The sequence below is a fragment of the Hydrogenophaga bisanensis genome (assembly GCF_042665135.1).
Taxonomy (GTDB): domain Bacteria; phylum Pseudomonadota; class Gammaproteobacteria; order Burkholderiales; family Burkholderiaceae_C; genus Hydrogenophaga; species Hydrogenophaga bisanensis.
Window position 1 is genome coordinate 1 of sequence record NZ_JBHTBX010000015.1, and the last position, 25477, is coordinate 25477.

Here is a 25477-nt window from a genome sequence, read left to right on the forward strand (position 1 = left end):
TCCCTTCGACTACACGAAGGCTCGCATCGTCGTTCCACGTCTGGTTCCTGATGGCACCGACCATACGCACAGCCGTCTGGTTCGTGCATTCGTGGCCGAAAAGGGCGTTCGGGCCCGGGAGCATGCTGGGGTGCTGGTCTACTTCACCAGCAAGCGCCTCATGCAGGAGTGCTACGACTACCTCACTCCAGAGGAGAGGGAACTGGTCTTGCTACAGGGAGAATGGCAACCATCCGCCCTGATCGCAGAGCTCCGCCGTCGCGTTGACGAGGGGCGCAGGTCGGTGGTGTTTGGAATGGACAGCATCGGTGAGGGTGTGGACCTGCCTGGCCGCTACTGCACCCTCGTCCTCATCTCACGGCTGCCCTTTCCCTCACCGGATGATCCGGTGGTGGCCACCCACGCCGAGCACCTCGCTGCCAAGGGCCTGGACTCCTTCCAGCTGCTGACCCTGCCCAAGGCTGGTCTGAAGTTCGCCCAGGTGTGCGGCCGGCTCATGCGCAGAGAGGGTGACTCTGGCGACGTGGTCGTGCTTGACCGGCGAATCGTGAGCAAGCGCTATGGCTCGCGGATGCTCAAGGGAACCGAGTTCAAGAGCATTCAGGCCAGCTGAGGCTGCTGGGACTCAGAACCTTCTGTCTTCTGATCTGGAAGCCGATCCATTCCTGCTTCTCCGATGAAGGCTGAAGTTGGCTTGGAGCCACTGGCCGAGACCATCAGATGAGCACGAGCGCGGGTCATCGCCACGAAAAACAGCCTTCTCTCTTCCTGAACGCTCGATCCCTCATCGGGGAATGCCCCCTCCTCGGCGCCAACGATCCAGACATGGTCCCATTCAAGACCCTTGGATCCGTGTGCTGTCATCAGGTACACCTTGGGCGTCTTGGGATCACCACCCTCCTCCTTGCCTGTGCTTCGTTTGTTCTGCAACGCCTTCACCCTTGCTCGCAGAGCAGTGTTCCCCGGATCGGTCCCCAATGACTTTGCGAACACCTCTCGAGCGATGGTCAGCGTCTTGACCGATGCCTTGTTCTCGCTCACCGGCGCCTTCAAGACTTCCAGAACTCCGTCCAGTACGAACTTGACACCAGCGGCCAGGATCGTGCGCCACTCCTCACGACGACGGGCCAGCATGGCAATCAGCTTTTTGGTGGTGGCTGACAGGGCTGCCTGTTCGAGCTGCTTGCGTGTGAGCGTGGCCAGACCGCGTTTGCCGATCACCTTGTGCAGGGAGCTGAGCTCTTCCTCGGTGCAACCACACCACGCCAGCACCTGATCAAGGTCGCAGGCCTCATCGTCGGTAATCACCGAGATCAAGGCCATGATCACGCCCATCTCGGGACTGTTGACAATGCTGCCCCCCTCCGCCCGAACGAAGGGAATATCCTCTTTCAGACAGATGGCCTCGATCTCGTCAAGGCGCTTGTTCGTCCGCGCCAGAATGCCAACCGTGCGGTTCTGCTCCAGGGCCTCTGCAGCCCACTTGACGCATCTCTTGGCCTCGGCCAGCCTGTCTGAGTACCGATCCCAGTAGACAGACCCACCCGGGCCCTTGAAGGACACGAGGTCCTTGTCCATCCGGTCATCGTTGATGCGGATGAGTTGGCGGGCAGGGTTGAGTACCTCTGCATGGGAGCGGTAGTTGGTCCCCAAAATGATGCGCTGCGCCCCCAGTTCGCTGACAAAGTCCACCATACCCTTGTAGCCCAACGCGCGGCGAAATCCATAGATCGACTGGTCATCGTCACCCACGGCTGTGAGGACGGAGCCCCCTTTGGCGTGCAGCATCGCCCACTCGTACTGAGGCAGGTCGGTGTCCTGGAACTCATCGATCATCAGGTGCGCCGTCTGCAGCGGCGAGATCTTTCCGGACTTGATCGCACGGTTGGTCTCCAACAGGATGTCCTGAAAGTCGATCACGCCATGTCGCTGGAGCAAGGCGGTGTAGGTCTGCACCAGGGCATGCTCCTGTTCGTTGGCCGCCGCCCTGTGGCCCGCCTTGATGGCCTCAATGTCGGCCGTGGCCTGATCGACTTCGATACCCAACTCAGATTGCTTGATGCTTCGCTCGACAATGGACCGGCGCATCGATTCCTTGACGATCTCCCACTTACGGTCAAGCCGTGAGTACCCGGCCGCGAGGATGTCGCGTCCCATGCCGGTCTTGCTTCGCCCCGGAAAGGCCATGAGCATATCGATCGAGTGGAATGTCCCGACCAGCAGGCGCGTGATCTTGTCAGCGCCGGCCAGATCGATGATGCGATCACGCAACTCCAGCGCAGCGTCTCTGGTGAAGGTGACCGCGGTGACGGTCTGGCCTGTGGTCAACAGCCTTGCCGCCTTGACCGCCAGCGTCTTGGTTTTGCCCGACCCCGGTGCAGCCACCGCCAGGCAATGGGTATCGCACAAGGCGACTTCCTTCTGTTCTTGGTTCAGGGAGGCAATCTGGGCGTCGATCATCGTCTTCAAGTGGCGTCACACCATGAAAAAAGGCAGCCGGAGGGACTGCCTTGGGGAACATGCCGGCTGCTTCAGGCCGTCGCTTCGGCTGGCTCGGTCGCAGTGACTTGCTGCTCTTCGGCCTTGGCCTTGTTGATGCGCTTCTGGGCAGCTTCCGCCCGGCGACGGTTGAATGCCTTGACAGCCCGGATGCATTGGCGGTTGACCTGCATGAACAGGGTGCGTTCACGCACACGCATCGTATCGATCTGGCCCAGCGAAGCGCCGTCGTTGAACTCCAGGGACGCGAACTGCAGGATGGCCTCGTCCCACTGACGCAATGCCCGAACCAGGGTCATGGTGTCACGGGCCTTGACGGCAAATCCCGCTTCCAGCGTGGAGCTGGTGTAGGAAGGGGTAAGCCAGTCATCGCGATTGCCACGGGTCTTCTCCACCAGCAGCTGGCCCTGCTCCAGCGACTGCCGAGCTTCCAGCGCGTATTGCTCGATGAGCTCGCGAATACTCGCGCGTGTGGTCTCCACCTCGGAATCCGTCATGAAACGCGAGCCAAAGCGGTTGATCAGGTACAGCGTCCGGTCGGTCAGTCCCAGAAAGCGGGCTGCGGAACTGGCAATGTTCGGGTCATTGACCTTGAGGTCGACGTTGACGACGATGGCACTGGGATAGAGCCGCTCCAGTTCTGCCGTACCCATCTGGCGCTGACGCTTGGCAATCTGGCGCGAGACAGCAGCACGCTCTTCGGGAGTGAGTTCGGTACGCACCAAAGGAGCTTCCTCACCACCGTGCTCACCCGTAGCCTGGGCAGCCTCGGCGTACTTACTGGCCTCTGCGATGGCTGCGTCAGCCGCGTTGAGTTCGGCGTCCGCTGCCGCAAGGGCGGTTGTGTTGTCTTGGACTTGATCCTTGGCTGCTGCTTTGGGCATGAATGGCTCCGTTGTGTGGGAAGTTGCTGGGCTCATTCTGTGACCCTGGCCGCGCGCAGTGACTGCGAATGCGTGCCAGTTTGCCGAGTCTTTCGGATCTCCGCCAGGCGTCAAGGCGACCCGCCGAATCAGATTGAGAAACTAGGGTTTACCCTATGTTTGTGCATATTTGAATACCGATAACTTACAAAAAAGGGACCGGACAAATTTGTCCGGTCCTTAGTTGGCCGAGTTATCCACAGGCTGCAGGAAATACTGCTTGCCAAATCTCAACATTCAAAGTTGTGTCGGGCCTGTCGAATGTGATCATGGGGAATGACCCTTCCTCAGCACGACTACCTCCAGGAAATCGCCCTGGCGGCACGCAAGCACACTGCCTCGACAGCGCTGCACCATGCCCGCTCGCTCTTCAGAAAGGCCCTTCGCACACCGAGGCTTGCACCCGATGAAGGCCTGGGAGTTCGGCATCTTGTTGTGACCCGTGCCGGGCTTGACGACCACCTCGACACGATCACCCCTTCTGGCCTATTGCATTGAGCACGATGGACACACCGCCACCTTTGCACCCCTGCATCTTCTTCATCGGCCTGCATGGCGTGGGCAAGACAACCCTCGGCCGCCATCTCCATCAGCATCATGGATGGATGCACATCAGCCTGGGCGACCTCGGGCGCCTGGCTCGCTCGCGCAGACTGCCTCGCGAGCACAGTACCCGCTTCATGGGTCATCTGGCCGCACAGCTTCCCGGTGACCGCCTCAGTCGACCGCTGATCGAGTCCCTACTGGGCGAAATTGAGCGGCATCGACAAGCAGGTCCGGTATCGGTTGACGGCTTTCCGGCCGAGCCGTTTCACATGGGCCTGCTTCCCCCAGGCTCGCAAGTGTTCCACCTGGAGGTCCCTGATGCCCAACGAGAGGAGCGCTTGCTCGCTCGTGGAGAGCACACCGTTCGCCAGTGGACAGGCAAGCCGCAGGGCAGCAACCGCGACAAGGACCTCCCTCTTCTGCTGGAGCTTCACCGAGAGCTGATCACCTCCATAGACGCCAGCTTTCCGGTTGCGTCGGTGGCCAGCCTTGTACTCTCTCACCTACCCAGCAATCAAGTCGCCTGACAAAGGTCATTGCATCCATATCGGACGCCAGAAAAAAGTAAACCCCCGCTCAGCCCAAGAGGGCCGGCGGGGGTTGTTTTTTGGTCAGAGGATCTTCAGACGAAGAAGGTCTTGATCACCAGCGAAAGCACACCAGCCAGGACGGTGGCCTGCATCCACTTCAGCAGTTTGATTTCGGACCTCACATCGACCATGTCTAACTTCAGACTGGTGACATCGTCCTTGGTCGCGTACACACCCGAAGATGACTCAGCGAGAGCGACAGCCAGCGCCTCAGCTTCGGCTTTGGCATGCGCTTCGGGAACGCCTGCATGCTTCAGGCGCTCGACGAATCGCAAGGTGTCGAACTGTATTGCCATGCTCATCTTCAATCTTCCGTTTTTGCATGGTAGCAGGAAGCTACCGTTTGTGTATCTTCAGCGCCCCAACCTGTTTCCAGATTGGGGGCCTTCCTTGCTTCGAGGCCTCAGCCCGCATTCTCCAGCGCAGCGTGCATCAACTCAGTGGCCACGGATGCTCCGTCAGCACACAGACCCTTGAGCTCGTCGATGTAGCGTGGGATCACACTGCCATCCTTTAGCGCTCCGACCTTGAGCTTCATGTACCGCAGCACCAGTTCCTGCTCCAGGTTCAGCCTGAGCACTTCGCAGTTGAACTGCAGCCACTTGCCAGTCATTGCGCCCAGACGCGTCACCATCCCCGACCAGGTCTCGATCACCTTTGACGGCTCCTGCTCCCATCCCTGGCCGAAGCGGGCGTTGGCCCACTGCGTCAGGTCGGCTGCATAGCCACCATCGCGGGCATGGTCGAGCATGCTCTGGAGCGACGTGCCTTGCTGCCCATGGGCGCCTTCTTGACGATGCGTCGTGACCGAAGCCGACTGTTGGCCGGTTGCTTCAATGACCTGAACCGGACTGCTCGACACCGAAGGGGTCGCATCGACCACCATGCTGGCGTCATTGCTGGTGCTCTCGATCCAAGCCGTGGGCACCACCGCCTGAGTCGATCCGGCTGCGGGTGCTGTGGCCGCAGCAGGCAGCAACATGGCTTCCTGCTGCTTGAGCCACATCACCTTGGGCAACTCGATCTCCATGTCCAGCTGGGGAACCCACTGCTCACCGAGCTTCGCCTGCCCGTTCTCATCGAAGTAGGGGCGAGTCACCTTGGCCTTGCTGATCCAGAAGACTGGCCGACCATCAGGGGTGAAGTTCGGCAAGCGACCTCGGCAGGTCTTCATGGCCTGGCTGAGGCGCAAGTAGATCTGAGATGCGGCTTCCGTGGAACCGGTGTGCAGCTCGAAGACACCAGCGCCGGCAATGCCGGGGATGTAGAAGCGCAGCGTGCCGCTGAACTTGCACATGCCAAAGCTGTACTCCTCGCATTCCTCCGGCACGCAAGGACCACGCACCACCGGCTTGCGAGGCACGTGCTGCACAACCTTGCGCTTGGTCTGCTCGGTACGTACCACCTCAGGGAGGTAGACGCAGACTCTGCTGCCATCAGGCTCGTAGCGGGAACGATAGCGAACCGTCTCCGGACCTCCACCCTGCACTGTCAGGCCGCCACCCACGAGTGTGTCGAGGTCGTAGTCCTGGACGTCGGGAAAGACCACTGGGAAGCGATACAGCTTGGGAGCTGTATCGCGGCCCTTGATCTCGCCGTAGAGGTCCAGGATGTGCTTTGCCGTGGCCATGCCGCCCGTCGTCATGTCCCAGGGATGGGCATGAAATTCCTGCGTATTGCGCGGGTAGAACGGGTTGCTGATGCTGCAGCTCTTGTAGATCTCCTTCTCAGCCTCTCGGAAGCTGATCAGGCCATTGAGAGCCTTCTGGTACAGCGCAGCGGCTGTGGGGTTCTCTGCAGCTTTCTTGCTGATCGCCTTGGTACCGACGCGGATCTTGCCACCCACGCTGAACTGGACATCACGGGTTGCCACCCGGTCAGCCAAAAACGAATTTGCCATTTCCTATCTCCTTCGAAGCAGGTTCCCGCTCCTTTGGTTGTCAATGCAGACATTGCACAGACCTTCGTTGCCATATTCACGGCGTATGAAGACTGCTGGCCACGGGAGATGAACGTCGCCATTGAGATCGCCTCGACTGTGATCTTGCACGTCAACGCGATTTCAATGACCTCTGCCCGTCCGGTTTTCGAACTTGCAAGTGACTTTGGTGCTGCTAGCCTGAGTTCATGGGAAAAGACGCACACGCCCCAATCCTCCAGAGCTTGGCCCTGCCTACTCTGTCGCATGTCCTGCTTTGCCTGCCTCATCAGTATGTGGACCGCAAGCGGGCGTTCGACAGCCTTTCCCAGGCGCCGCTGAACAGACCGGTGATGCTTCGCGTCCACTTCCGTTCGTTTCGGGCACTGGATCGGGAGGGCAACGCCACACGCAACCGCTTTCCCACATCCATCGAATGGCAGCTCTCTTCCCGATAGCAGCTCAGTGAGTACCCGGATGTTCGGCATGACCGTAGACCAGGCCGAGACTATCGAGGGAAAGAACGGCACGATCGAAGCTCAGATCATCCAGAGTATGGGCGGACGCTATCTCCGGGGTGCTCGACCACAGCGCATGACCCGTCGTGTCGATGCGCTCTACACGGGCATCCCCGGAAAGCTCTCGGGCGAGCTGATCGCCGCCGGCATCGAGGAGCAATGGTCCAGTGAGCAGGCAATCAGTGAAGCCGCCGAGGCCTTGATGCTCTCCCCTGTCATCCGTCAGTCGCTGGCGGCCCGCTCGCGCAGCCCTGTGGCCCTGCTGCGTGCCATTCACCGGCCCGATACCGTTGAGCAGGGTGAGCGCGCTTTGGCATTCGCCCGACAGTGCGCGATCGACGAAGTGCGCCATGGTGCGCGAGCGAGCGTGAAGGCCACAATGGGCCCGGCCCGCTTCAGCATCGACACGCCATTGATCGAGGCGGTTGCGGCACAGCCGGAGACGCTCAGCGAATCCCAGCGCCAAGCCCTGAATACCATCCGCAAGGCGATCAACCTCCAGCAGAGCGCCAGGGTCCTGCTCAACGGCGATGTCGGCAGCGGCAAAACACTGGTCTTCTGTCTGGCTGCCGTGGCTGTGGCGAGGGCCTCAAAAGGACTTGCCGCCATCCTGGTACCCAACGAGATCGTTGCGCGTCAAATCCATGAGCTGACCGCCGCGCGCTTTCCCGATCTCAAGCCCCAGCTGTGCACGGCTGAAGCTGGGGACATTGATCCAGAGGCCCGCCTGCTGGTGGGCACCCAGGCGCTACTGCACCGTGAGCTGACGCAGCCCTTGAGCATCCTTGTGATCGACGAGCAACACAAGTTCTCGGTTGACCAGCGCATGCAGCTCGTTGGCGAAAGCACCCATGTAATTGAGGCAAGTGCGACACCAATACCGCGTTCTCTGGCGCTGGCACTTTTTGACGGCTGGACTCAAGCTCGGATCGCAGGCTCACCGGTGGAGAAGTCAATCCAGACGCACATCCTGCGCGAGAGCGAGCGCAACGCGGCCATCGATCTGGTGCGTCATCACCTCCAGGAAGGACGACGCTGCATCTTTCTCTACCCCCGGGTCAAAGGGAAGGGATCGGTCACTGAGAGAGCCAAGGCGTTGAACGAGCGCTTCCCCAACAGGGTAGCGGTCATCCACGGCAAGCTAAAACCGGCAGAGAAAGAGGCAGCCTTGCAGCAGTTCCGTTCGGGTCAGGCGCCGATCGCCGTCGCGTCAACGGCGGTTGAAGTGGGCGTCGATGTACCCGACGTAGGCATGATGGTCATCAGCGAGGCCGAGCGATTTGGTCTGACGCAGCTGCACCAGTTGCGTGGCCGTCTCGTTCGTAACGGCGGACGAGGTGACTTCGTGATGATGACGGCAGAGACGACCAAGCGGGCAACGCTGGAGCGGCTGCAGGCATTGCGCAAGCATTCCAACGGGTTTGATCTCGCAGAGGCGGACCTGAAACTGCGCGGCTTTGGCGATGTCTTGGGCGACATGCAAACCGGCAAGGCCCTGGGGACCTTCAAGCTGACCCGTCTGGTCGCTGAAGACTTCCTCTGATCTTTGAGCAGTGGCCCTTCCGCAACAGCGGTTTGATGGGACGAATCGATTGTATCGATCTGCTGGCGCTTGTACAGCGCGGAAATGCCGCAGACCCAGCCCATGCTTTCGCATGAGACTGGGCCTCTGGAGGGTTACGCGGCCAGCCGGAGCATCGCATCGATCTTGTCGATGATCTGCGTCGGCTGCGTGGCTGCCAGGTCGGGGTTCGCTTGCGCACCCGATCCACCCTTGCAGGCAGACCAGAAGCACATTCCTTCTCCAGTCCTCAACCGTGCAACGGTGAAGCCACGGTAGAGGAAGCGCACAGGGATACCGTGCCGGAGCTCGTTCCTGGAAGTGATTTCAATGGTCGGTTTGAACATGGTCTGCATCTCCTACTTTCCGCAGTTGCGGTGTTGAAAAGGCGATGTGTGGGCTTTCTGCTGCACTGGTGACAGCGCAGTAGGAAGCCCGCATTGAAGCGGGCTGGGGTTGTGCCTATCGGGATGCCTGTCGGAACTCCCAGGGCGCAATGGCCTTGAGATCACTCCAGACGCCCCTCCTGGCGTTCTTTGCCTGTTGCTGCAATTGGTACAGGGACTTGTCGGTGACATACTGGTCATAGACCCATGCCATACCGGCTTGAACCATGTGACTTTGAGCGTCCACGCCCGCGCAACTTACGCGGGCGATGGTGCGGCCGTAGCGATCTTCACCCTCGACATCGAGCACTGCGGACTTGCCAAAGCAGATCCGCCCCAGCTCCTGCTTGGCTCTGTTTCCAAAAGCCTGTGTCGACTCGGGAGCGTCGATCTGGGAAAGACGCACCTTCACCTGCTGGCGGTCCGAGGTGAGGACCTTGAGCGTGTCTCCGTCACTGATGCCAATCACCTTGCCGGCCAACTGGCCGGCCATGGAAGGCGCGGACAGCAGCGCGCAGAGGATCAGTGTCAGTGCTTTCATGGTGGTTGTGATGCGCATATCTTCAGGCCGCAAGGGCAAGTTGTTGTCGAGGAATGAACACCGGTGGCGCAATCTCGTCAGTGGCTTTGTTCACCTGGAGGCTCCAGGTCAGCAACCGAGTGACGCAGCCCGGGTCCATGAGGCTCCCAGCGTAAAGCAGCAAATCGGTCTCCAGCGTCTTGAGTGAGTGATAGACACCCACCTTTTTCGCCAGAGCGGTCATGCAGCTTCGCCGGATGCCTCCTGCGCGAACATTGGCAGCGATGGCCAGAAAGAGCCGCTGGCGGCGAACCGACGGAGTTTGCAGACGTCGCTTCATCTGTGCCTCCGTGGTCAAACCGCGACCTCGGTCAGAAGACCGAGCTCCATCTTGGCCTGATCGTCCCACCGCGCCAGCGCGGCTTTCGGATCGGCCTCGACCTTATAGGCCCAGGCACTGGCCTGCTCACAGACAGGGTTGAACGCCACTTCCACCTCGCGGTAGGTACCGAACTCGTGGGGGTTGCAGCAGATTCGAACCCCCGCGTGATCGACGCCCGCCGGAACGGGGTAGTGACGCAGGATCTGGCGCTTGAAGGCCTCGGTTTCATTTCGCGAGCGAAGGGGGTACTCGCTGCACCCGACCATCGCACAATCTTCGTTCCACGGCGCAGGGCCAATGGTCAGACTGTCAAGTTTCATGCTTTGCTCCTATCCCGCATACAGCGGTTGTTGATGAGGAGCACGTCGTTCAAAACGACTTTCGTATGCGAGTCCGGTGACCCCATGCGAAAGCGCTCTGATGCGCAAAAGGAGCCCCCTCCCATGCCATTGGCACAGAAGGGGGTTTGAAATTACTCAGCGCAGGCCAGGGCGCTGGCATCGTCGGTGTTGATCTCCAGCATGCTGTCGATCTCTGCCTGACGCTCCAGCAAGGCTTGCAGCTTTTCCTCGTGAGCGAAGGGCCTTTCGGCCTGCTGCCTTTCGACCAGGCTCGCCTGCAGGTCCCTCAGCCTGGTCTCGGTCTTTGTCAGCTGGTAGGTGATCTCCTCCTCAAACCACGATGGCTTGAAGCACTCGATCAGGTCCTCCAGATTCCTTGGCAGCGACCTGAGCCTCATGGTGAAGGCTTGACCATCCAGCCTCACCTGCTCAAAGGGGCCAGCGCTCCAGCTCTCCTCAATCTCGATCGCCACGTTGCCCATCTCAAGCAGGACACGCGGTTCATGAGCGCTGCGCCGATCTCTGTGGTCCTTGAAGAACTTGCGAATCTTCTGGCCCCGCTTGAGGACAGCTTCTGCGCATGCATCAAAGTCGGCGTACCGCTTTCCATCGACCACATACCCACGGCCATCCACCTTTGCGCTTTCGCGCAGGGCTTTGACGTTGTGCAGATGATCGCGGGCGGATGCAATTGCTGCCTCCAGATGGACCACCTCTCTTCGGTTTTTGTACTGATCGCTGTCATGGACCGACTTGAGCGCCTGCAGTCTTGCGACCTCGGCGTCCACGCCAGCCTTTTCGATCACCATGGGATTTCCGCTGGCCAGCGCCTTGACCTCTGCAAACGACAGTGCTTGCATGGAGACGTCCTCCACCGTGCGCACACTACCGTTGTTCTCCATCACTTGCGCAATGAAGCTTGCCTTGCGCTCCAGCCCCTGCCACATGTAGACGTCGAAAGTGGACTCAGTTGCATACCGGTAGATCCACACCTCTTCGTTCATGTTGCCTTGCCGGATGATGCGCCCGTCGCGCTGCTCGACGTCTCGCGGCCTCCAGGGTGCGTCCAGATCGTGCTTGGCGACCAGTCGGTCCTGCACGTTGGTCCCAAACCCCATCAGCTCTGTAGACCCAATCAGGACCCGCTTCTTGCCCGCCCGCACCATGCGATGCAGCTGGGCCTTCTGCCTGTCCGTCTTGAAGTCTTGTGCGAACGCGATTTCTTCTGCCGGAACACCCTTGGCGATCAGTGCAGCCTTGATGTGCTCATAGACCGAGAAGCTGTTGCCTGGCACGCTCAGGTCACAGAACACCAGTTGCGTCAGACGCTCCTGGATGCTTTGCTCCCAATGTGCGTACACACGCTCGATGCATGCCTCGACCTTGGTACCCGGCTCAGCCGCCAGCGTGGGGTTCACACATCGCATATCCAGCGCAGCCTTTCGGCCATCGTTGGTGATGCACAGCATGTTGTCCACTTCCGGTTTGACTTCACCCGTTCTTACCCTCTCGGCTCTTTCCACCAGCGACCGCACGTAACGCCGCTGACCTTCTGTCGGTGGCACGGTGACCACCGTGTGCCTTCCCCCCACCAGCTTGGGCTCGGGAAGGTTCAGTTGCTTCTTGGTACGGATCTCGGCGACTTCGCGGAAGATTCTCATCAGCTCGGGCACGTTCACGAAGCTCGCAAAGCGGGTGTGCAATCGGTAGCCAGAGCCCTCAGGCTTGACTTCCACACACGTCACCTCACGGGCAAAGTTCGCCGCCCAGGCGTCAAAGCTGTCGATGGCCAATTCGCGCAGTCTTGCCTCCTGGAGGTAGGTCTGCATGATGAACATCTCGCCCAGGGTGTTTGAGATCGGTGTCGCCGTGGCAAAACATAGGCCGTAGCCGTCGTTTCCTCTCTTCTCAAAAATCACCCGGGACTTCAGGTACAGGTCCAGCGCCCGCGATGAGCAGCTGCTGGAGATGCCCGGGATTCGCTTCTTCTTGGTGAAGAAAAATAGGGCCTTGAACAGGTCGGCTTCATCGACGAGCACCGTGTCAATACCGAGCTTCTCGAACCCCAGCACACCCGAGTCCTTCTCATCGCTGATCAGGCTCTCCAGCTTCGTCTCGACCATCTTCGCCGCCCGCGATGCTTCACGCACCACGTTCTGATCCGTGACGCCCATGACCGCCTCGCGCGCCTTTCGCTTTTGCTCGCTGATGAACTCCTTGACCACCTCGTCGCTCAGGCCAATGCGACCAAACGTCGAGTGCGTGACGATCACGCAGTCCCAGTCGTTCGTTGCGATACGCATCAGCAGCTCGCGCCTCGCATCACCCACCAGGTCGTCCTTGCTTGCCGCCAGGACCTTCGCTCGGGGGAACGCACGCAGGTACTCAGACGAGAAGTTAAACAGCATGTGGTTTGGAACAACCAGCATCGGCTTCTTGGCAATTCCCAGCCGCTTGAGCTCTTGCGCCACACAAATCTGGATCAGCGTCTTGCCACCACCGACCGCCAGGGCGTACAGCGTGTTGCCGCTGACGATGCCCCGCCAGATCGAGTCCTTCTGAGCATCACGCAGCGTGATTGCCGCGCTCAGCCCAGGAATGACAAGATGGCGGCCGTCATAGCTGCGGTTGACATGCCCGTTGTAGAGCATGTTGTACTTCTCCTGCAGCGCTTGAACCCGGTCCTTGTCGGACATGAGCCAGTCAACGAACGACTTCTCGATGGTGCGCGCCATTTCCTGCGCGGCCAGCGACTCGTCCTTGTTGATCACCCGGCGCTCTTTTCCTTCCACTTCTATCGTGTCATACACCTCCGGTGTTTGTTGGTTCAGCAAGTTCCCCAGGATGTCCCAGAAGTTCTTGCGTGATGTCCCCCACTTGGTAGTGAAGGTCTCGTGCTTGGGATAGCCGAAGCTGACGACCCATGAGGCGGTTTCCACCACCTGTGTCACCTCCAAGGAGGTATGGGGAAAGCCCGAGTACTCGTTGAGGTAGCGACGTCCGATCTTGAACGTCTCCTCCAGCCACTGGCGAATGTGCTCCTCACCAATCCACGACACGCCCAGCTTGATGCCGACTTGCTCCAGTGGAATGTTGGGAGGCACTACCGCCTTGAGGGCGACCACGTTTCTCCCATAGATCTGGTCGCCCTTGGCTGCTGCTTCGGCGATCCTGAGCTTTTCCCTCACGGGCCCACTCAGGTACTCCATCGAGTCCACCCACTTGCCGCTTCGCGGATCCTGGTAGATCCGGTCACTGGCCAGCAGTCGCTCAATTACCTCCCCTTCGGGCACACCCATCGCTCCGGCCATCCACGACGTCTCCAGCCGCCCGAAGCGGTTGTAGGACAGCGCAATGGCGTCTTCGATGGTGTCCGCGCTGTCCTTGAGGACGGCGTTAGACACAGTGCTTTCCCGGAAGATGTCAGCTTTCAGAGCAGTTTCCTGCTCGTCGTCCCAGATCTCCAGTGACCACAGCAACGGCGCGTGGCTGTCGTTGCGGTACAGGCGCCGGTTGCCAGCATCCATGAGGAACCCATGGTGCTTGACGAAGCCGTCGTAGATCCGGTTGAGCTCAGCACGGTACTGCTCAGCTGCAGTGCTTTTGACCGAGTCGGCCTCCAGCAGTTGCAGCACACAGTCCCGGATGCGCGTCATTCCTTCGAGCCGCCGCAGCTGGTGAGCTGGGTAGTTCTCGGTGTCCGACACGCTGTTGTTGCCTTCAATGACCATCAGGCGCCCCTCCTCGTCGAAGAAGAACCCATGGGCCACGAAGCTCTTGATGGCCTTCGGATCAGCGATCTGCGCCCTTTGACCCTGAACCACATTGCGATCGCTGTCGAACACGCCCTGGATGCTGGCTTCCTCACAGAGTCCCGACAGCCGCTGCTGCCAGTCTTCATGTGCTTCAACACCCAGTCGCGATCCCCAGCGGTTGCTCGCCAGGGTGTACTTGCCAAGGACCCAGTGAGGGTTCTTCACGAAGATGGCGTTGACCTTGGAGGCTTCAGCCCAGTACGTGTAGTTGGCAGTGCAATTGGCCCTGTCCGCATTGGCCTTGTTGGGCAGCTCAAAGGTCTTGTCCCAGGGACCGACCTCGACCACCTTGTCGCGCCGCTGCAGGATGAGAACATCGGCAACCACGTCCGTGCCACCGAGCCTCGCGAACGCGGCCGAGGGCAGCCGGATGGCCATCTTCAGCTCAGCTCGTGAGCACAGGTGAGCCAGGAAATCCCGTGCGCCGTTCTCCAGCGTTGAGCTGGTGGTGATCAGCGCCACAATCCCCCCCGGTCGCACCAGTTCGATGGACTTGATCAGGAAGTAGTTGTGGATGTTCAGCTTGAGCTTGTCCAATCGAGCATCGCTCACCCGGTAGTTGCCGAATGGCGCATTGCCGATCACCAGATCAAAGGCGCCGTTTTCACGAATGCCCAGATCCTGAAGACCGATGGGCATGACGGTGGTCTGCCGGTCGGCATAGAGCTCATCTGCCAGCGCTGCCGTGATGGGATCGGGGTCGATCATCACCACGCGGCTGTCGTGCCGCAGATCCTCGGGCATGGCACCAATGAAGTTGCCTGTTCCGCAAGATGGCTCCAGCACCCGTCCACCTTTGAAGCCCATGCGTTGGACGATGCTCCAGATGGCCCGCACCACGAAGGGTTCCGTGTAGTAGGCAGAGAGCACCGATTCCTGCGCACCGTCGTACTCTGCCGGCGTCAGCAGCTCCCGTAGGCGCTCCTGTGCTTGCTGGTACTTGGTGTTGGTTGCGAAGACGTTGGAGAGCCCCCCCCAGCCGCTGTAGGCGACCATGGCACGCCGCTCCTCGTCTGTGGCGACCATCCGTCCTTCTGCACGCATGGTGCGCAGGGTTTCGATCGCCTTGATGTTGGCGTCGATCTTGGCGCCGTCGCTGCTCAGGTGGGCCAGCATCTCGTCCTGGAGGACAAAGAGGTTGCGCCTGGGCGTACGTGGGTGAACCACGTCTTCGACGGCGACCTGGATCTCGCTCTTGCAGGCCGGCACCTCTTGAACGGGCTCCTCCAGGACTGCGAGGTCCAGGAAGTCGAACAAGGAAGCTTGGCGTGCGTCGATTTTCAGTTTCATGTCGTTTTCCTTTCCCGAAGTCGGGTGGTTGTGAAAACGACGGCGCAGAGCCATGCATCAGGGTTCAAGCCCTCATGAATGGGTCCGGGTGGTGGTTGTGAAAGATGGTCACCGAACACGCACACCCTCATCGGATGTGCGTGCCAGGCGACTGCCCTCAGGTGGGTCCTGCCGATTCACCAAAAGCGCCCTTGGGCATCTCCCAGTTATCACCGACATAGATTTCCATCGTCATCTCCCGCGCGTTGGCTGCATCGATCCACTTCTGCTCGCACTCATAGGGTGTTCCCATGTCGGCCATCTGGCCGACCGAGTGCTTGCGCTGGATGGTCACGCCAAAGCGCTTCTCGTAGCTGTTGATGCTTTCGAAGGCTTGGGGTGCGACAAGCCTGATGGTTGCCCACTGGTTCTTGCTGCCAAAGATGCACTGCCTGCAGCTCAGACGTCCCCAGCCAAGGTGGTACCCAGGGTGGGCACGTATGCCATGACGCCGGATGATGTCCCAGACCTGTTCTTCCAGCCAGGCATGGATGGGGCGCCAATGGTCAATGTGCCGCTGGTGCTGGCGACCATGTCGCAGATCTGCGCGATGTGCCTCGCACGTCTTGTACTTGGCCCGTGCCGCACTCTCCTGGGCTCGCTCACCGGTTACTACCAGGGTTTTGCCTGATCGATACCGTTGGTCATGTCTCAGATACGTCGACCCAATGTCGATCTTGAGGTATGCCGAGCACCAGCGAGTCGACAGATCGGCACTGACCTGAGGGAACTTCAGGCGGGTTCCTTCAGGTCCCTGTCCACCATGAGCGACGTGGCCGCCTTTGCCGTCGGGGATCATCACCGCAGCCGTGGGACTGTTCTGACGCAGCATCTCTTGTTCAAAGCCGCCTACCCGCCAGCTCGTCTCAAGGGGCATGCCCAGATGGTCGGCCACCGCTTTGCAGTAAGCCTCCGTCACGGGCCAGTCCATGAGGTTCGAGCCTTCAGCGCCATCCACCAGGTGATGGTGCAGCACGATCTTCCGGGACGGTACACCGATCTCCAGGAGGTGCAGCACACAGGCCAGAGAGTCCTTTCCGCCTGAGAAGAACACGACGTAGCGGTCATAGCTCAGGGGATCGAAGGGGACCGCTGGTGACGGCTTGCTTTGCTCGTGGACGTATTCAGACGCCCACAAATCCTGTTGCACGTAGTCCATTGCTTTCTCCATTCCCCATGCGGGGTGTTCTGAAAGCGATGGCGTAGAGCCACTCTCATAGGGTCACGAACCACATGAGAGTGGCCCCGAGGGGCCAGTGGATGCAAGATCCTTCAAGCTCAGGATCGATCAGACCGGTGTCCCATGGTCATCCTTGTCCGCCAGGTAGATCCTGTCGCTGACCTTGAGCACACTCGCCTTGCCGCAGGACTGCATGAACGCATTGGCCTGGGCGGTTCCTTCGCGCGTGTTCGGGAAGTCGGCCAGCACTCCAAAACGCCTGCCATAGAGCGTGACGGTGCCTGGAGATGGAGTGTTCATGGCTCACTCCCTCCCAAAGGCGATCACACGCTGGCGACGCTCATGCCGGCGCTGCGCGGACAGCACGGGCGGCGTCTTCCACGGGAGCCAGTTCTCGACAATGCCGGCCCGGCGATTGATACGCTCGTGAATCGATCCCTGGGCGATGCTGGCCAGCCAACGGTAGCGGGCCGCGGTGTTGTAGACCATGCCCCTGCCGTCGAAGTGGCAGCGCTTGGGTGCACGAGCGAGGAAATCCCGAATCTCGTTGGTGTACATGCTCAGGCCTCCTCAATCCGCGTATCCGAGACGCAAACCGAGTTGATGAAGACCACTTGATCATGCTGCGAGAGGAGATCTGCACGGGCCTGCTCCGCCTGCTGCTCATTCATGCGATGACGCTGGACCTCCGCGTCCCACATCGCTTCTTCGAAGGCCGCAATCGCAGCGCGTCGATCCGGGAGGTGAAAGATCAGGATGCTGTCTTCCTCATCACCCGGGATTCGGCCAGTGATGGCCCAGTACCGGTTAGCAGGTATCTGCTCGCTGTGTGGTGTGTTCATGTGCTTGCCTTTCCCTCATTCGAGGTGGTTAAAAAGGCAGGAGGCCAAAGCCACACGGATGAACGCCCCTGCGTCCAGTCGTCTGGTCTTGCGCCAGTTGGAAGACCCGCCAGCGTGCGCTGGCAGGTTTCGGGATTGCACAGATAGGCGCCGTGATCAGGCATCGTCACCGGTCTGTGACCGGTAAAGCGCCTCGGCTGTGATGCACAGCAGTTCGTGGTCTTCCACCGTTGCCTCATCGAGCGGTCGATATCCCACGACCGACTCGTAGAGCTCATTCAAGCCCTGGCGCCCAACAACCGTGTGCTCAGAGAGCACTTGGTCATTGAAGTCCAGAACCGTTATGCGGATGTGATCCGTAGCGAAGTCGGCAATCTGCAGGTCGTTCCGATGTGGCGCGCTCACCTGGATGTCGCCCAACGGCAGCTTGACCGGGCAGACGAGTGGACCCTTAGGCTGACCATGCTCATCCACAGATGGTTGCAGCGTGATTCCACCCTCCCCGATGCGGGCAAGACGATAGTGCTGATCCATCAGCCCACTCACGCCGGCACTCGCCGCTGCACTTCAGCACCGATGCGTTCCATGATCGCCATGTGCCCAAGACTGGCCACGTCGATGAACTTCCAGTAGGTGCGACCCAGTCTCGCGTAGATCGTGGTCATTCGGCCGCTGTAGCGCTCCGAGAACGCAAAGCTCTCACCCGCCGGTGTGCGCACCCAGTTGTCTGGTGGCAGCATCTCGAGGGCGTCGTTGAACTGATCTTCGCTGATCATTTCCGGCGCCGTGCGAAGGTGTGCTTCCTGCTGCTCGATGACAGCGTCAAAGTCGCGCAACTCGATCTTGGGATAGCGCTGGCGAATTTCCTCGATCGTCTGCCCGCTGTAGAGCCCCTTGCCATCAGTGGTCATCTGGTCGATGACTTCCGGGTAGCCAGCGTCGTTGACATTGACGAACACCTGTTGCTTGAGTTCCATGTCCTGTTCTCCTTGGTGATGCCGAAATCTCGGCGTTGATGAAGGAGAAGCCAGTCGGCTTTCTTCAGCGGGTTCGCTCAAGAAAGCCTCCTGTGAGGGAGGCGTGAAGGGCTGACCAGCGGTTACCCGGTTGCCAGCGCGAGCTGATAGACCGGTGAAACGTGCTGAGTCTGGCCAGATGCCTGGTGATACCAGTTCAACAAGCTGATGCCAATGCGCTCGAACAGTGCCTTGACTGGCGTGAACAGAACGCTTTGCCCCAGCAGTTGGTGTGCCTTGCTCTGAGACATACCTTCGATCAGGTGCTCAGGGATCTCCTTGATCCTGGCGTGCTCGTTGGCGGTGAACAGCCGGTAGACCCCCTCGCGCTCTGGATGAGCCAGCAAGGGGTCGGTGCTGCCGCCCTTGGCATAGCCTTTTCGCAGAACCGGCACCTGGCTATCGCCGGGCTGGACGATCTGCATGGCGAACCCGTTCCCCTTTTCCTGGTCGCGCTCCTGTTTGACCTTGAGGTAGTTGAAGTCGCGCCAAGCAGGATCGTCTGAAGGTACCGGCTCCATGATCTCGGCCAGCGTTCGCACGGCAGTGCAGACGGGCGCGAGGTTCTCCAGCTCGATACCGACCCCTTGCGTGGCAGCCACGAGGAACCAGCGCTTGCGATGCTCAAGAACACCGAAGCTCTTGCCATCGAGCACCACCTCCTTGACCGCGTAGCCGCAGTCGCGCAGGTGCTGGCGCATGATCTGCGCCGATGCGCTTTGCTGGTACTCGGTGACGCATTCCACCACCACGATCGATGGTTGACTGCGCTGGACCACCATCAGAAAGCTGGCGACCAGATGCCCGACCTCCGGATGCTCCTCCATCATGCCCAGCTTGCGCTTGGACACGCCGGCACGCGACGCACCAGAACACGGGATACCCACTGCAAGGATGTCCACCTGAGGAATCTTGGACATGAGCCATTCATCCTGGACAACCTCCTGCATTGGCGCCCCCAGGCCTACCGTCTTGCCGTGCCAGACCTCGTTGTGCTCGGCCGCGTGCTCCAGCAAGTCGGTGTCAATCTCGTTGGCCATGGCCAGCTGAGAATCGATGCCTGCCTGCTTGAGCCCGGTATGAGCGGCGTTGTCCAGAATGCCGCCCCCGTGAGACAGGGAAGCCGTCGTCAGCTTCCCCTGGCTCAGGTTCTCACGCAAGCGTGCAAGCCGCCGTTGCGCGTTGAGTTCCGATGCCATGGGCATCATGCAGATCATGTTGTCCTGAATCACCAACCGCACGGCTGCCAACCCGTCCAACGGATCGAGAGCTGCCTTGCTGTTGATGTCGATGACGGGGAGGACCTGGCCATTGGCTTCCTTGCGGCTGACCCTGTACTGGCCCTGAGCATCGACGCGGAGGACCACCCGGCGGTTCTCGTGGTCGGTGTGTCGGGAGTACGAGGCTCCCGCCTCAAAGCCGGCATCTGCCAGCACCTTGGTGTCAAGGTAAATACGCGGCGAACCTCGGTGAATAGTGAGGCTGCGGACGATGTATCGCCTGATCATGTTGCTCTCCTTTCTGCATCAGCAGTGTTTGAAAGGAGAGAGCCCAAATGGGCATACCTGAGCCTTGGCGTGACTCAGGTTTACCCACTATGTCAGGGAAGCGCAAAAGCCCGCGATGACCGGCCTTGTTGGCCGCGCAGGCTGAGTGCTGAGTTTGTGTTCCCCGTCCATTCCGCAATTGCGACTGCGGACGGGTACGGCTCCGGCTCGATGAGCGAAACCTAAAGGGATTTTGGCAGAAACCTGGGCGCCTTTGCAAGCCCGAAAAGTAACTTGAATGCAGACTTGGGGACACGAGACGCTTTGTCCGCGCAGGAAGGCATATCAGCGCCCGCTCCAGGAGCGCAACCGTCCATCATCGACATGGACAAATCTGCGGTCGACATAGAGTCCAACCCCACCGCCGCGGAGGTACTTGGCTGCTTCAGACATGATGGCCGGCGACATACCGGGCATCCGACCGTCCCAAGCCCTACCCTCGATATGCAAGCTCGCTCTGGCGGCACCTTCGAGGCGACTGTTATGCCTGGCGGTGCGATGTCCAGACGTGGTCTCCAAGGGGGCCTCTACGCCATGCACCCGCGCAATCCCCTGCACACCGCACAGGATATCCAGCAGGACAGGCGACATCTGGACGGCCACGTCCTCGCGGACATCTCTCAGGATCCGGCAGATCTGGAGGTACGGCTCCAGCAACAACTTCCCATCCGCGAAATAGACGCCCCGAAATTCCTCAACACCACGCGCGGTCTTGCGCTGCAACCAGATCTGCCGCGGCATCGACCAGAAGTCGGGGGCCGCCTGAGCCAACGCGCTCGTTGCCAACAACCCCGGAACGCAGGCTGCACCGGTCATCTTCAGGAAAGCACGCCTGCTGCTCTGCCAGGTAGGCGATTGCGACTCATTGGAGAGCTCCTTTCCAACCTCGACAGCTTCTGGCATTGCCCAGAATCTCATCACAACGACTCCTTCCTCAGTGTTTCAGAGCAACCAGCAGATGATCAGCCACTCTCAGGATCCATTGACCAGTACACAACAAGCTGTCACTTGGCACTCGGACCCTGTTGTCAATCGACTTCTGGCTACCACCATCGAACGGGACTGGGGCGCCCTTGGCCAGAGCTTCCGACCGCCAAGGCAGCTTCGGCTCAGGAGGGATGGCCTGCCCTGTCCAGATGCTCAGCTCAAGTGTCTGCCCTCATCGGTTCGCGTCGCGCACGAATGCGACATCTGTTTCGGGTGAATTTGATGGCTGCATTGAATCTGCTCAACCTGGCTGAAGATGGCCACTTCTGTCTCGAACTGCGAACAAAGGGTTCGATGACGCTATGGCTTGCGGACCATCACACGAGCACAGCCGCTGGCGGTAAGGATCTGGTCTTCACGCCTGCAGAAGCTGCGCCAAACACGGCGGTTCTTGTCGACAACCAGTTGCAGGTCTACGCACTGTCGGATATGCGCTGGTACCACGCAAGGCTATTCAGTGTGGCGATCAACATTGACCGCTTCTTACTCAACACATCGCGGCCGAATCGCGCTGGAATTGCGCGCGTGCTCCCGTTTCAGCTCTGCCTGGCCAACGGATCGATGACTTGGTCTCCACAGCGTTGCCCGTCCGCAATTCCCCCTCTGGCGCCGACTCGGCACATCGGCACAGCAGCGCTTCAAAAGTACCTGGACAGTGCCATGGTGATGAGGAACATGTACGACCGCACAGAGTGGCAGATGCTCGCACGTCCGTCCTCACTGGGTCGCTCCCTCATGGTGAAAGCAGCATGAGTGAACTGCTCACACAGGACTTGGGGGGAACGCCCCTGTGGAACTGGCTGCTGCAAGCCATCGGACTGGCATCTTCATATGCCGGCGCCGAGCTCAATGCTCGGATGAAGGTCTCAGGTTTCTACATCTGGATAGGCAGCAACGTCTGCCTGGGGATACTTCACGCGACCTCTGGCCTGTGGGGACTGCTTGTGCTGGACCTGTTGTTCTTCAAGGTCAACTGTCAGGGAATTGCCCGCTGGAGGGAGCGGTCATCACAGCAGAAGACTCTGCAGCGTCTGGAACCGAACGCTTGAAGTTGGCCAGACGGCTGTTCCCCAGCCATCGACCGAGCTGGCGATAGGCGGAAATGTAGGATGTGAGCGTTCCTTCCTTGTATCCCTCATCCAACAGTGCCTGAACCAAGGCGCTCACATGCACCACATCGAGCCTGGCCACATCATCGAGATGGTAGCCAAGGGCCCAGATACGCTCAGCACCACGAACCAGTGTCCTCTCAAGGGACTCCTGCCGTTTGGCATTGATCTGGCGACCAATCCGCTGCTTGACCCTCCGCTTGATCAGTCGGCCGATCGAGCCAAGGAATCTTTCCCGGCGCTGGGCCGGGTTAGCCGCCAGATTGATATTCACACCGACTTTCGTGAGTTCCTGGGCAAGACCAGGGGCAGCCTTCGCCAGCGCTTCTCGATCAGAAAACGCAGCTCTGACGAGTCAGCAATCTCACTCGCTGGAAACAAGAGATATGACCCGTCCAACCGGTACGTCACATCGTTTCCATCTGTATTGACCACCTGGTCGATGACCACGCCTTTTTCGGGGACCACATACAAATCTCCACGGTCATTGAGCCAGGCCGTGGAAATGTCCACCGGTGCAGTCAGGAACGTCGCACCTTGGTAGACCTGCTCATGCGTGGCGCAGCCGGCCGACGCCAGCACCGCGCATAGACCCACGGCTTTGAGGAACTCGCGTGTTCGGATCATCGATATCCCCTTTGCGACGCCAGGTACGGCTCCATTTCGACATCTCTGGTCAGAGTCAGGGTGAACGGCGTTCCGATCTCGACCATGCCAGTGGGCGGAATCTGGATGTTGCGAGCTATCGTCGCCTGAATGACCTGGGACAGGGCTGAGCCCATGATGTTGCCCGCGGTCTGGCTTCCGCCCTCGGATCCGGTCACGATGCTGATGTTGCGATCACGTTGTGGCAGCAAGTACGAGCTGGCACCGACCACCAGAGCGGTTCCAAACATCTCCAAGAAGTGGTTGTCGATCTCGGCAGGAATGCCAGCAGAGCCCTGCTCGCTCCCTGCAGGTGTGCCACTGAGGGCGAACGACTTTCCATTGGGCAAGCGCAACCGAGTGCATGCAGCCAGGATGACCTTCTGCCCCTGCATGAGATTCGAGTCGTAGCTGCAGGTAACTTCGCTACCGCGAGGGACAAGCAGGATTCGCTGCGAGACTGAGTCATAGACGTCAGAACTCACACGAGCAGTGATCGTGCCCGGAAGATCCGAGTTCAAGGAACGGGTCAACACAGTCCGGATGATCGTACCTTCATAGAGGGTAGGCGCCATGCGAGCTGCCTGCAACTGTGTGGCCTGCCCAATATCGCCATTGCCAGCGTACTGGGCAAGGAACATGCTGTGCTCAGCACTTCGGGCCTGTCCAGCTGACATGGAGGGTGATCCACCGAACAACTGGCCACCAGAGCCACCCATGCCAACCCCTGGGCCACCGCCGGCCACAGACTCAACCAACTTGGCATGCCGGGCAAGAGCCTCGTTCTTGGCTTTGCGCTGCTCTTCGAGTAGCGCTTGGATCGACTCACGATCGGAATTTGCCGTGGGCTGTGCGGTCTGCCTCTGATTGACCTGACCAGCAGTGCGCAGCTCAACGTCCGTTGCCGCCATAGGAGAGATCAATGCCAATTCAATGCGCTCATCCACTGGTGGCGCAGCAGGCTGTGCGATAGGGGTGGGAATCGGCGTCTCGGGATACTCAGGCAGTGCAACAGGCGGAGGCACCTGCTGCAACTTGTCCACCAGATCGCCGACGATGTCGGTCTGCTGTGGCTCTGGGACCTCCTGCTTGACCTTCTGGCCGGAACTGGGCCAAAGTAAGAAGGCGGTCAGTCCAATGGCCATGACGCCGACTGCGATGTTGCGCAAGTTTCGAGCCGGCATGCCCGTCTGAAGGCGCGCGTCCTCAATGTCAGTGTCGGCCTCGAAAGTCGCTCCTGCTCGTCCCGGTTCAACGATACCGTCGTCGTCGTCCAGGGGATTCGTTTGCGCAGAGGGCATGCGCTTGCGTGTGCTCATGGCTCAGTCCTTGGTCACACGAACTTGGACGCGCTTGCCGATCTGCAGAACCCACGTCGGATGAACCCGATCGATGATGACCACATCCCGATCACGAATGCTCTTGCGGTCGGCAACCGTATAGTTCACCGGCATCAAGCTCTCGCTGCCACGCTCGTTGGCTTCAACCATAAAGACCGCCGGGAGGTCCTGGATCCCTGGAGGCATCCGCATCCACGTCCGGACACCATCGGTGTAAGCGTGAAGACGCTGTAAGTCGGGATCACTGCTGTGCACCTTGTAGAAGTGCAGCTGTGAGGGATCCAGAGCGTCCGCACTGAGGTTGTGAGATGCCTGCTCTTTTGCTGCCGCCTCGACTGCTGCAACCTCCGCCCTGACCTTGCTGTCTGTTCGAATGCGGAACTCCTCTTCCTGGTCTGAGTAGGAAAAGACTGCTTTTTGGATTCGCTCGGACGGCTTGGAGGTCGCACTGAGTTCGAATTGGTAGGTGCGCTTGTCCGTCACCAAACTCAAAGAGGTGACCGTATCAGCCACGGTGGCCTTGATGTACAGGTTCTTCTCGTTTCCTTCGATCCGCCAACGAACCTTGTCACCGATGCGAGGAACTTCAATCAGCTCCTCATCTGGTGCCAATGCAATGTGGGTATGCATGCCCACCGTGACATTGAGCCGATAGACGACGTCAGGGGTATAGGCAAACGTCACCACGCGGCTGTCGAGGTTCCCAGGAGTCGGCACGGTGATGGAGGCCACCTTCTGTGCGTGGGCAGTACACGAGAATGCGACCATAGCCGCAACCAGGGCATAGCGGATGTTTTTCACTTGTTGTCCTCGGAAATGCTGAAGTTCATGGCGGCGAGTCCTGCCGGATTACGGAAGACGTCATCGCGAGTCCTGTGGCCAACATTGGCCAGAGTGATCGTCATTGCGTAGGTCTTTACGATCGGCGCAACATTGGCGGCCGGCCGGGATGTCAGCTCATATCTGATCAGGTACGTGTTGTCCGCGACCTTGTTGACCGTGTAGCGCTTGTACTCACGCACAAACAAAGGAAAGCGCGAGAGCATCTGCGGCGGGTTGTTGTCTGCCTTCTGCAGGTAGTCCTTGACCTGATCAACGGCCACTCCCACGGAAAGCGCCTGCAGCCGCTCAACGTTGCGTTGCCAGATCGCTGGCGTGATCTCAGTCAGTAAGGCCGCATAACTGGATGCCCACGCCATTTTGGTGTCCTCGTCAGCCTGGAACGTCTGCGCTTCGCCAACGACCTGGAGAGAACCACTCGTGTCTTTGGCAACCTGCAGGACATGCACCTTCTGCTGCATGATCACGGCTACAAGCGCGCTGCACACCAGCGCCGATACGGTGATGCTCGCCAGTGCCGTGAGCTTCCAGGCGCCCTTCTCCACTGCAACCGCCGAGCCACGCGCGAAGTAGGCGCGCAAGGCCGCCTCCTCCATGGGTCCGGGGACATGATCTGTGCTGGGCTTTTTGACTGGCATGTCTC

Annotated in this window: 26 protein-coding genes; 4 read left to right on the plus strand and 22 right to left on the minus strand. The window is 59.8% G+C overall.

Going from position 1 to position 25477, the window contains the following annotated elements:
* Nucleotides 1–613: helicase C-terminal domain-containing protein (locus tag ACFQNJ_RS16930; protein WP_382259666.1), on the plus strand; the 613-nt coding region annotated here is incomplete at its 5' end.
* Here ACFQNJ_RS16930 and ACFQNJ_RS16935 read toward each other — a convergent pair.
* Entirely contained in the window at nucleotides 601–2460 is a 1860-nt protein-coding gene (locus ACFQNJ_RS16935) for an ATP-dependent helicase (RefSeq protein ID WP_382259815.1), read from the minus strand. The two genes, ACFQNJ_RS16930 and ACFQNJ_RS16935, sit on opposite strands and share 13 nt — an antisense overlap.
* Before the next feature lie 71 nt (nucleotides 2461–2531).
* Nucleotides 2532–3383: a hypothetical protein gene (locus tag ACFQNJ_RS16940; RefSeq protein ID WP_382259668.1), complete on the minus strand. Its 852-nt coding sequence runs from the start codon at nucleotides 3381–3383 to the stop codon at nucleotides 2532–2534.
* A 542-nt stretch (nucleotides 3384–3925) separates the two neighbouring features.
* Between ACFQNJ_RS16940 and ACFQNJ_RS16945 the strand changes: the two genes are divergently transcribed.
* Nucleotides 3926–4495 (plus strand): AAA family ATPase, encoded by a 570-nt coding sequence (locus ACFQNJ_RS16945; RefSeq protein WP_382259670.1) that lies wholly within the window; start codon nucleotides 3926–3928, stop codon nucleotides 4493–4495.
* Nucleotides 4496–4590: 95 nt separating this feature from the next.
* Here the strand turns inward: ACFQNJ_RS16945 and ACFQNJ_RS16950 are convergent, their stop codons facing one another.
* Together ACFQNJ_RS16950 and ACFQNJ_RS16955 are read right to left on the minus strand one after the other, a co-directional pair.
* Nucleotides 4591–4860, minus strand: a complete 270-nt coding sequence (locus ACFQNJ_RS16950; protein ID WP_382259672.1) for a DUF1640 domain-containing protein — start codon at nucleotides 4858–4860, stop codon at nucleotides 4591–4593.
* A 101-nt stretch (nucleotides 4861–4961) separates the two neighbouring features.
* Nucleotides 4962–6458: a recombination directionality factor gene (locus tag ACFQNJ_RS16955; RefSeq protein WP_382259674.1), complete on the minus strand. Its 1497-nt coding sequence runs from the start codon at nucleotides 6456–6458 to the stop codon at nucleotides 4962–4964.
* 495 nt (nucleotides 6459–6953) lie between these two features.
* Here ACFQNJ_RS16955 and ACFQNJ_RS16960 point away from each other — a divergent pair, with 495 nt between their 5' ends.
* The gene (locus ACFQNJ_RS16960; RefSeq protein WP_382259676.1) at nucleotides 6954–8537 is read left to right on the plus strand and encodes a helicase-related protein; all 1584 of its coding nucleotides are present in this window, start codon (nucleotides 6954–6956) and stop codon (nucleotides 8535–8537) included.
* Between the two features lie 134 nt (nucleotides 8538–8671).
* Here ACFQNJ_RS16960 and ACFQNJ_RS16965 read toward each other — a convergent pair whose 3' ends face one another.
* The 13 genes from ACFQNJ_RS16965 to ACFQNJ_RS17025 all read right to left on the minus strand — a co-directional run bounded on the left by ACFQNJ_RS16965 (nucleotide 8672) and on the right by ACFQNJ_RS17025 (nucleotide 20831).
* Nucleotides 8672–8902 (minus strand): hypothetical protein, encoded by a 231-nt coding sequence (locus ACFQNJ_RS16965; protein WP_382259678.1) that lies wholly within the window; start codon nucleotides 8900–8902, stop codon nucleotides 8672–8674.
* A 115-nt stretch (nucleotides 8903–9017) separates the two neighbouring features.
* On the minus strand, nucleotides 9018–9482 hold the full coding sequence (locus ACFQNJ_RS16970; protein ID WP_382259680.1) for a thermonuclease family protein: 465 nt from the start codon (nucleotides 9480–9482) through the stop codon (nucleotides 9018–9020).
* Nucleotides 9483–9504: 22 nt separating this feature from the next.
* A complete protein-coding gene (locus tag ACFQNJ_RS16975) occupies nucleotides 9505–9801 on the minus strand; it encodes a hypothetical protein (RefSeq protein ID WP_382259682.1) in 297 nt (98 codons plus the stop codon).
* A gap of 14 nt (nucleotides 9802–9815) precedes the next feature.
* Nucleotides 9816–10163 (minus strand): hypothetical protein, encoded by a 348-nt coding sequence (locus ACFQNJ_RS16980; RefSeq protein WP_382259683.1) that lies wholly within the window; start codon nucleotides 10161–10163, stop codon nucleotides 9816–9818.
* Between the two features lie 152 nt (nucleotides 10164–10315).
* Nucleotides 10316–15289, minus strand: a complete 4974-nt coding sequence (locus ACFQNJ_RS16985) for an Eco57I restriction-modification methylase domain-containing protein (protein WP_382259684.1) — start codon at nucleotides 15287–15289, stop codon at nucleotides 10316–10318.
* A gap of 157 nt (nucleotides 15290–15446) precedes the next feature.
* Nucleotides 15447–16487, minus strand: coding sequence for a phosphoadenosine phosphosulfate reductase domain-containing protein (locus tag ACFQNJ_RS16990; protein WP_382259686.1), 1041 nt, complete (start codon nucleotides 16485–16487; stop codon nucleotides 15447–15449).
* A 129-nt stretch (nucleotides 16488–16616) separates the two neighbouring features.
* The gene (locus ACFQNJ_RS16995; RefSeq protein WP_382259688.1) at nucleotides 16617–16808 is read right to left on the minus strand and encodes a hypothetical protein; all 192 of its coding nucleotides are present in this window, start codon (nucleotides 16806–16808) and stop codon (nucleotides 16617–16619) included.
* Nucleotides 16809–16811: 3 nt separating this feature from the next.
* Complete coding sequence (locus ACFQNJ_RS17000; protein WP_382259690.1) at nucleotides 16812–17066, minus strand: hypothetical protein; 255 nt, start codon at nucleotides 17064–17066, stop codon at nucleotides 16812–16814.
* 2 nt (nucleotides 17067–17068) lie between these two features.
* Nucleotides 17069–17350, minus strand: a complete 282-nt coding sequence (locus ACFQNJ_RS17005) for a hypothetical protein (RefSeq protein WP_382259692.1) — start codon at nucleotides 17348–17350, stop codon at nucleotides 17069–17071.
* A 156-nt stretch (nucleotides 17351–17506) separates the two neighbouring features.
* Nucleotides 17507–17884: a hypothetical protein gene (locus ACFQNJ_RS17010; protein WP_382259694.1), complete on the minus strand. Its 378-nt coding sequence runs from the start codon at nucleotides 17882–17884 to the stop codon at nucleotides 17507–17509.
* 8 nt (nucleotides 17885–17892) lie between these two features.
* A complete protein-coding gene (locus ACFQNJ_RS17015; protein ID WP_382259696.1) occupies nucleotides 17893–18327 on the minus strand; it encodes a hypothetical protein in 435 nt (144 codons plus the stop codon).
* A gap of 122 nt (nucleotides 18328–18449) precedes the next feature.
* Complete coding sequence (locus ACFQNJ_RS17020; protein ID WP_382259698.1) at nucleotides 18450–19874, minus strand: DNA cytosine methyltransferase; 1425 nt, start codon at nucleotides 19872–19874, stop codon at nucleotides 18450–18452.
* A gap of 324 nt (nucleotides 19875–20198) precedes the next feature.
* The gene (locus ACFQNJ_RS17025) at nucleotides 20199–20831 is read right to left on the minus strand and encodes a YcbK family protein (protein ID WP_382259700.1); all 633 of its coding nucleotides are present in this window, start codon (nucleotides 20829–20831) and stop codon (nucleotides 20199–20201) included.
* A gap of 291 nt (nucleotides 20832–21122) precedes the next feature.
* Here ACFQNJ_RS17025 and ACFQNJ_RS17030 point away from each other — a divergent pair, with 291 nt between their 5' ends.
* Complete coding sequence (locus ACFQNJ_RS17030; protein WP_382259817.1) at nucleotides 21123–21653, plus strand: hypothetical protein; 531 nt, start codon at nucleotides 21123–21125, stop codon at nucleotides 21651–21653.
* Between the two features lie 216 nt (nucleotides 21654–21869).
* Here the strand turns inward: ACFQNJ_RS17030 and ACFQNJ_RS17035 are convergent, their stop codons facing one another.
* The 5 genes from ACFQNJ_RS17035 to ACFQNJ_RS17055 are packed head-to-tail and all read right to left on the minus strand — an operon-like array spanning nucleotide 21870 to nucleotide 25472.
* On the minus strand, nucleotides 21870–22283 hold the full coding sequence (locus ACFQNJ_RS17035) for a hypothetical protein (protein WP_382259701.1): 414 nt from the start codon (nucleotides 22281–22283) through the stop codon (nucleotides 21870–21872).
* The gene (locus ACFQNJ_RS17040; protein WP_382259703.1) at nucleotides 22280–22636 is read right to left on the minus strand and encodes a hypothetical protein; all 357 of its coding nucleotides are present in this window, start codon (nucleotides 22634–22636) and stop codon (nucleotides 22280–22282) included. The genes ACFQNJ_RS17035 and ACFQNJ_RS17040 overlap by 4 nt, the downstream gene beginning before the upstream one ends.
* Complete coding sequence (locus tag ACFQNJ_RS17045) at nucleotides 22633–23973, minus strand: TraB/TrbI/VirB10 family type IV secretion system protein (protein WP_382259705.1); 1341 nt, start codon at nucleotides 23971–23973, stop codon at nucleotides 22633–22635. Before ACFQNJ_RS17045 ends, ACFQNJ_RS17040 begins: the two co-directional genes overlap by 4 nt.
* A 3-nt stretch (nucleotides 23974–23976) precedes the next feature.
* A complete protein-coding gene (locus ACFQNJ_RS17050; RefSeq protein WP_382259707.1) occupies nucleotides 23977–24795 on the minus strand; it encodes a TrbG/VirB9 family P-type conjugative transfer protein in 819 nt (272 codons plus the stop codon).
* The gene (locus ACFQNJ_RS17055) at nucleotides 24792–25472 is read right to left on the minus strand and encodes a VirB8 family type IV secretion system protein (RefSeq protein WP_382259709.1); all 681 of its coding nucleotides are present in this window, start codon (nucleotides 25470–25472) and stop codon (nucleotides 24792–24794) included. Before ACFQNJ_RS17055 ends, ACFQNJ_RS17050 begins: the two co-directional genes overlap by 4 nt.
* Nucleotides 25473–25477 lie beyond the last annotated feature (5 nt).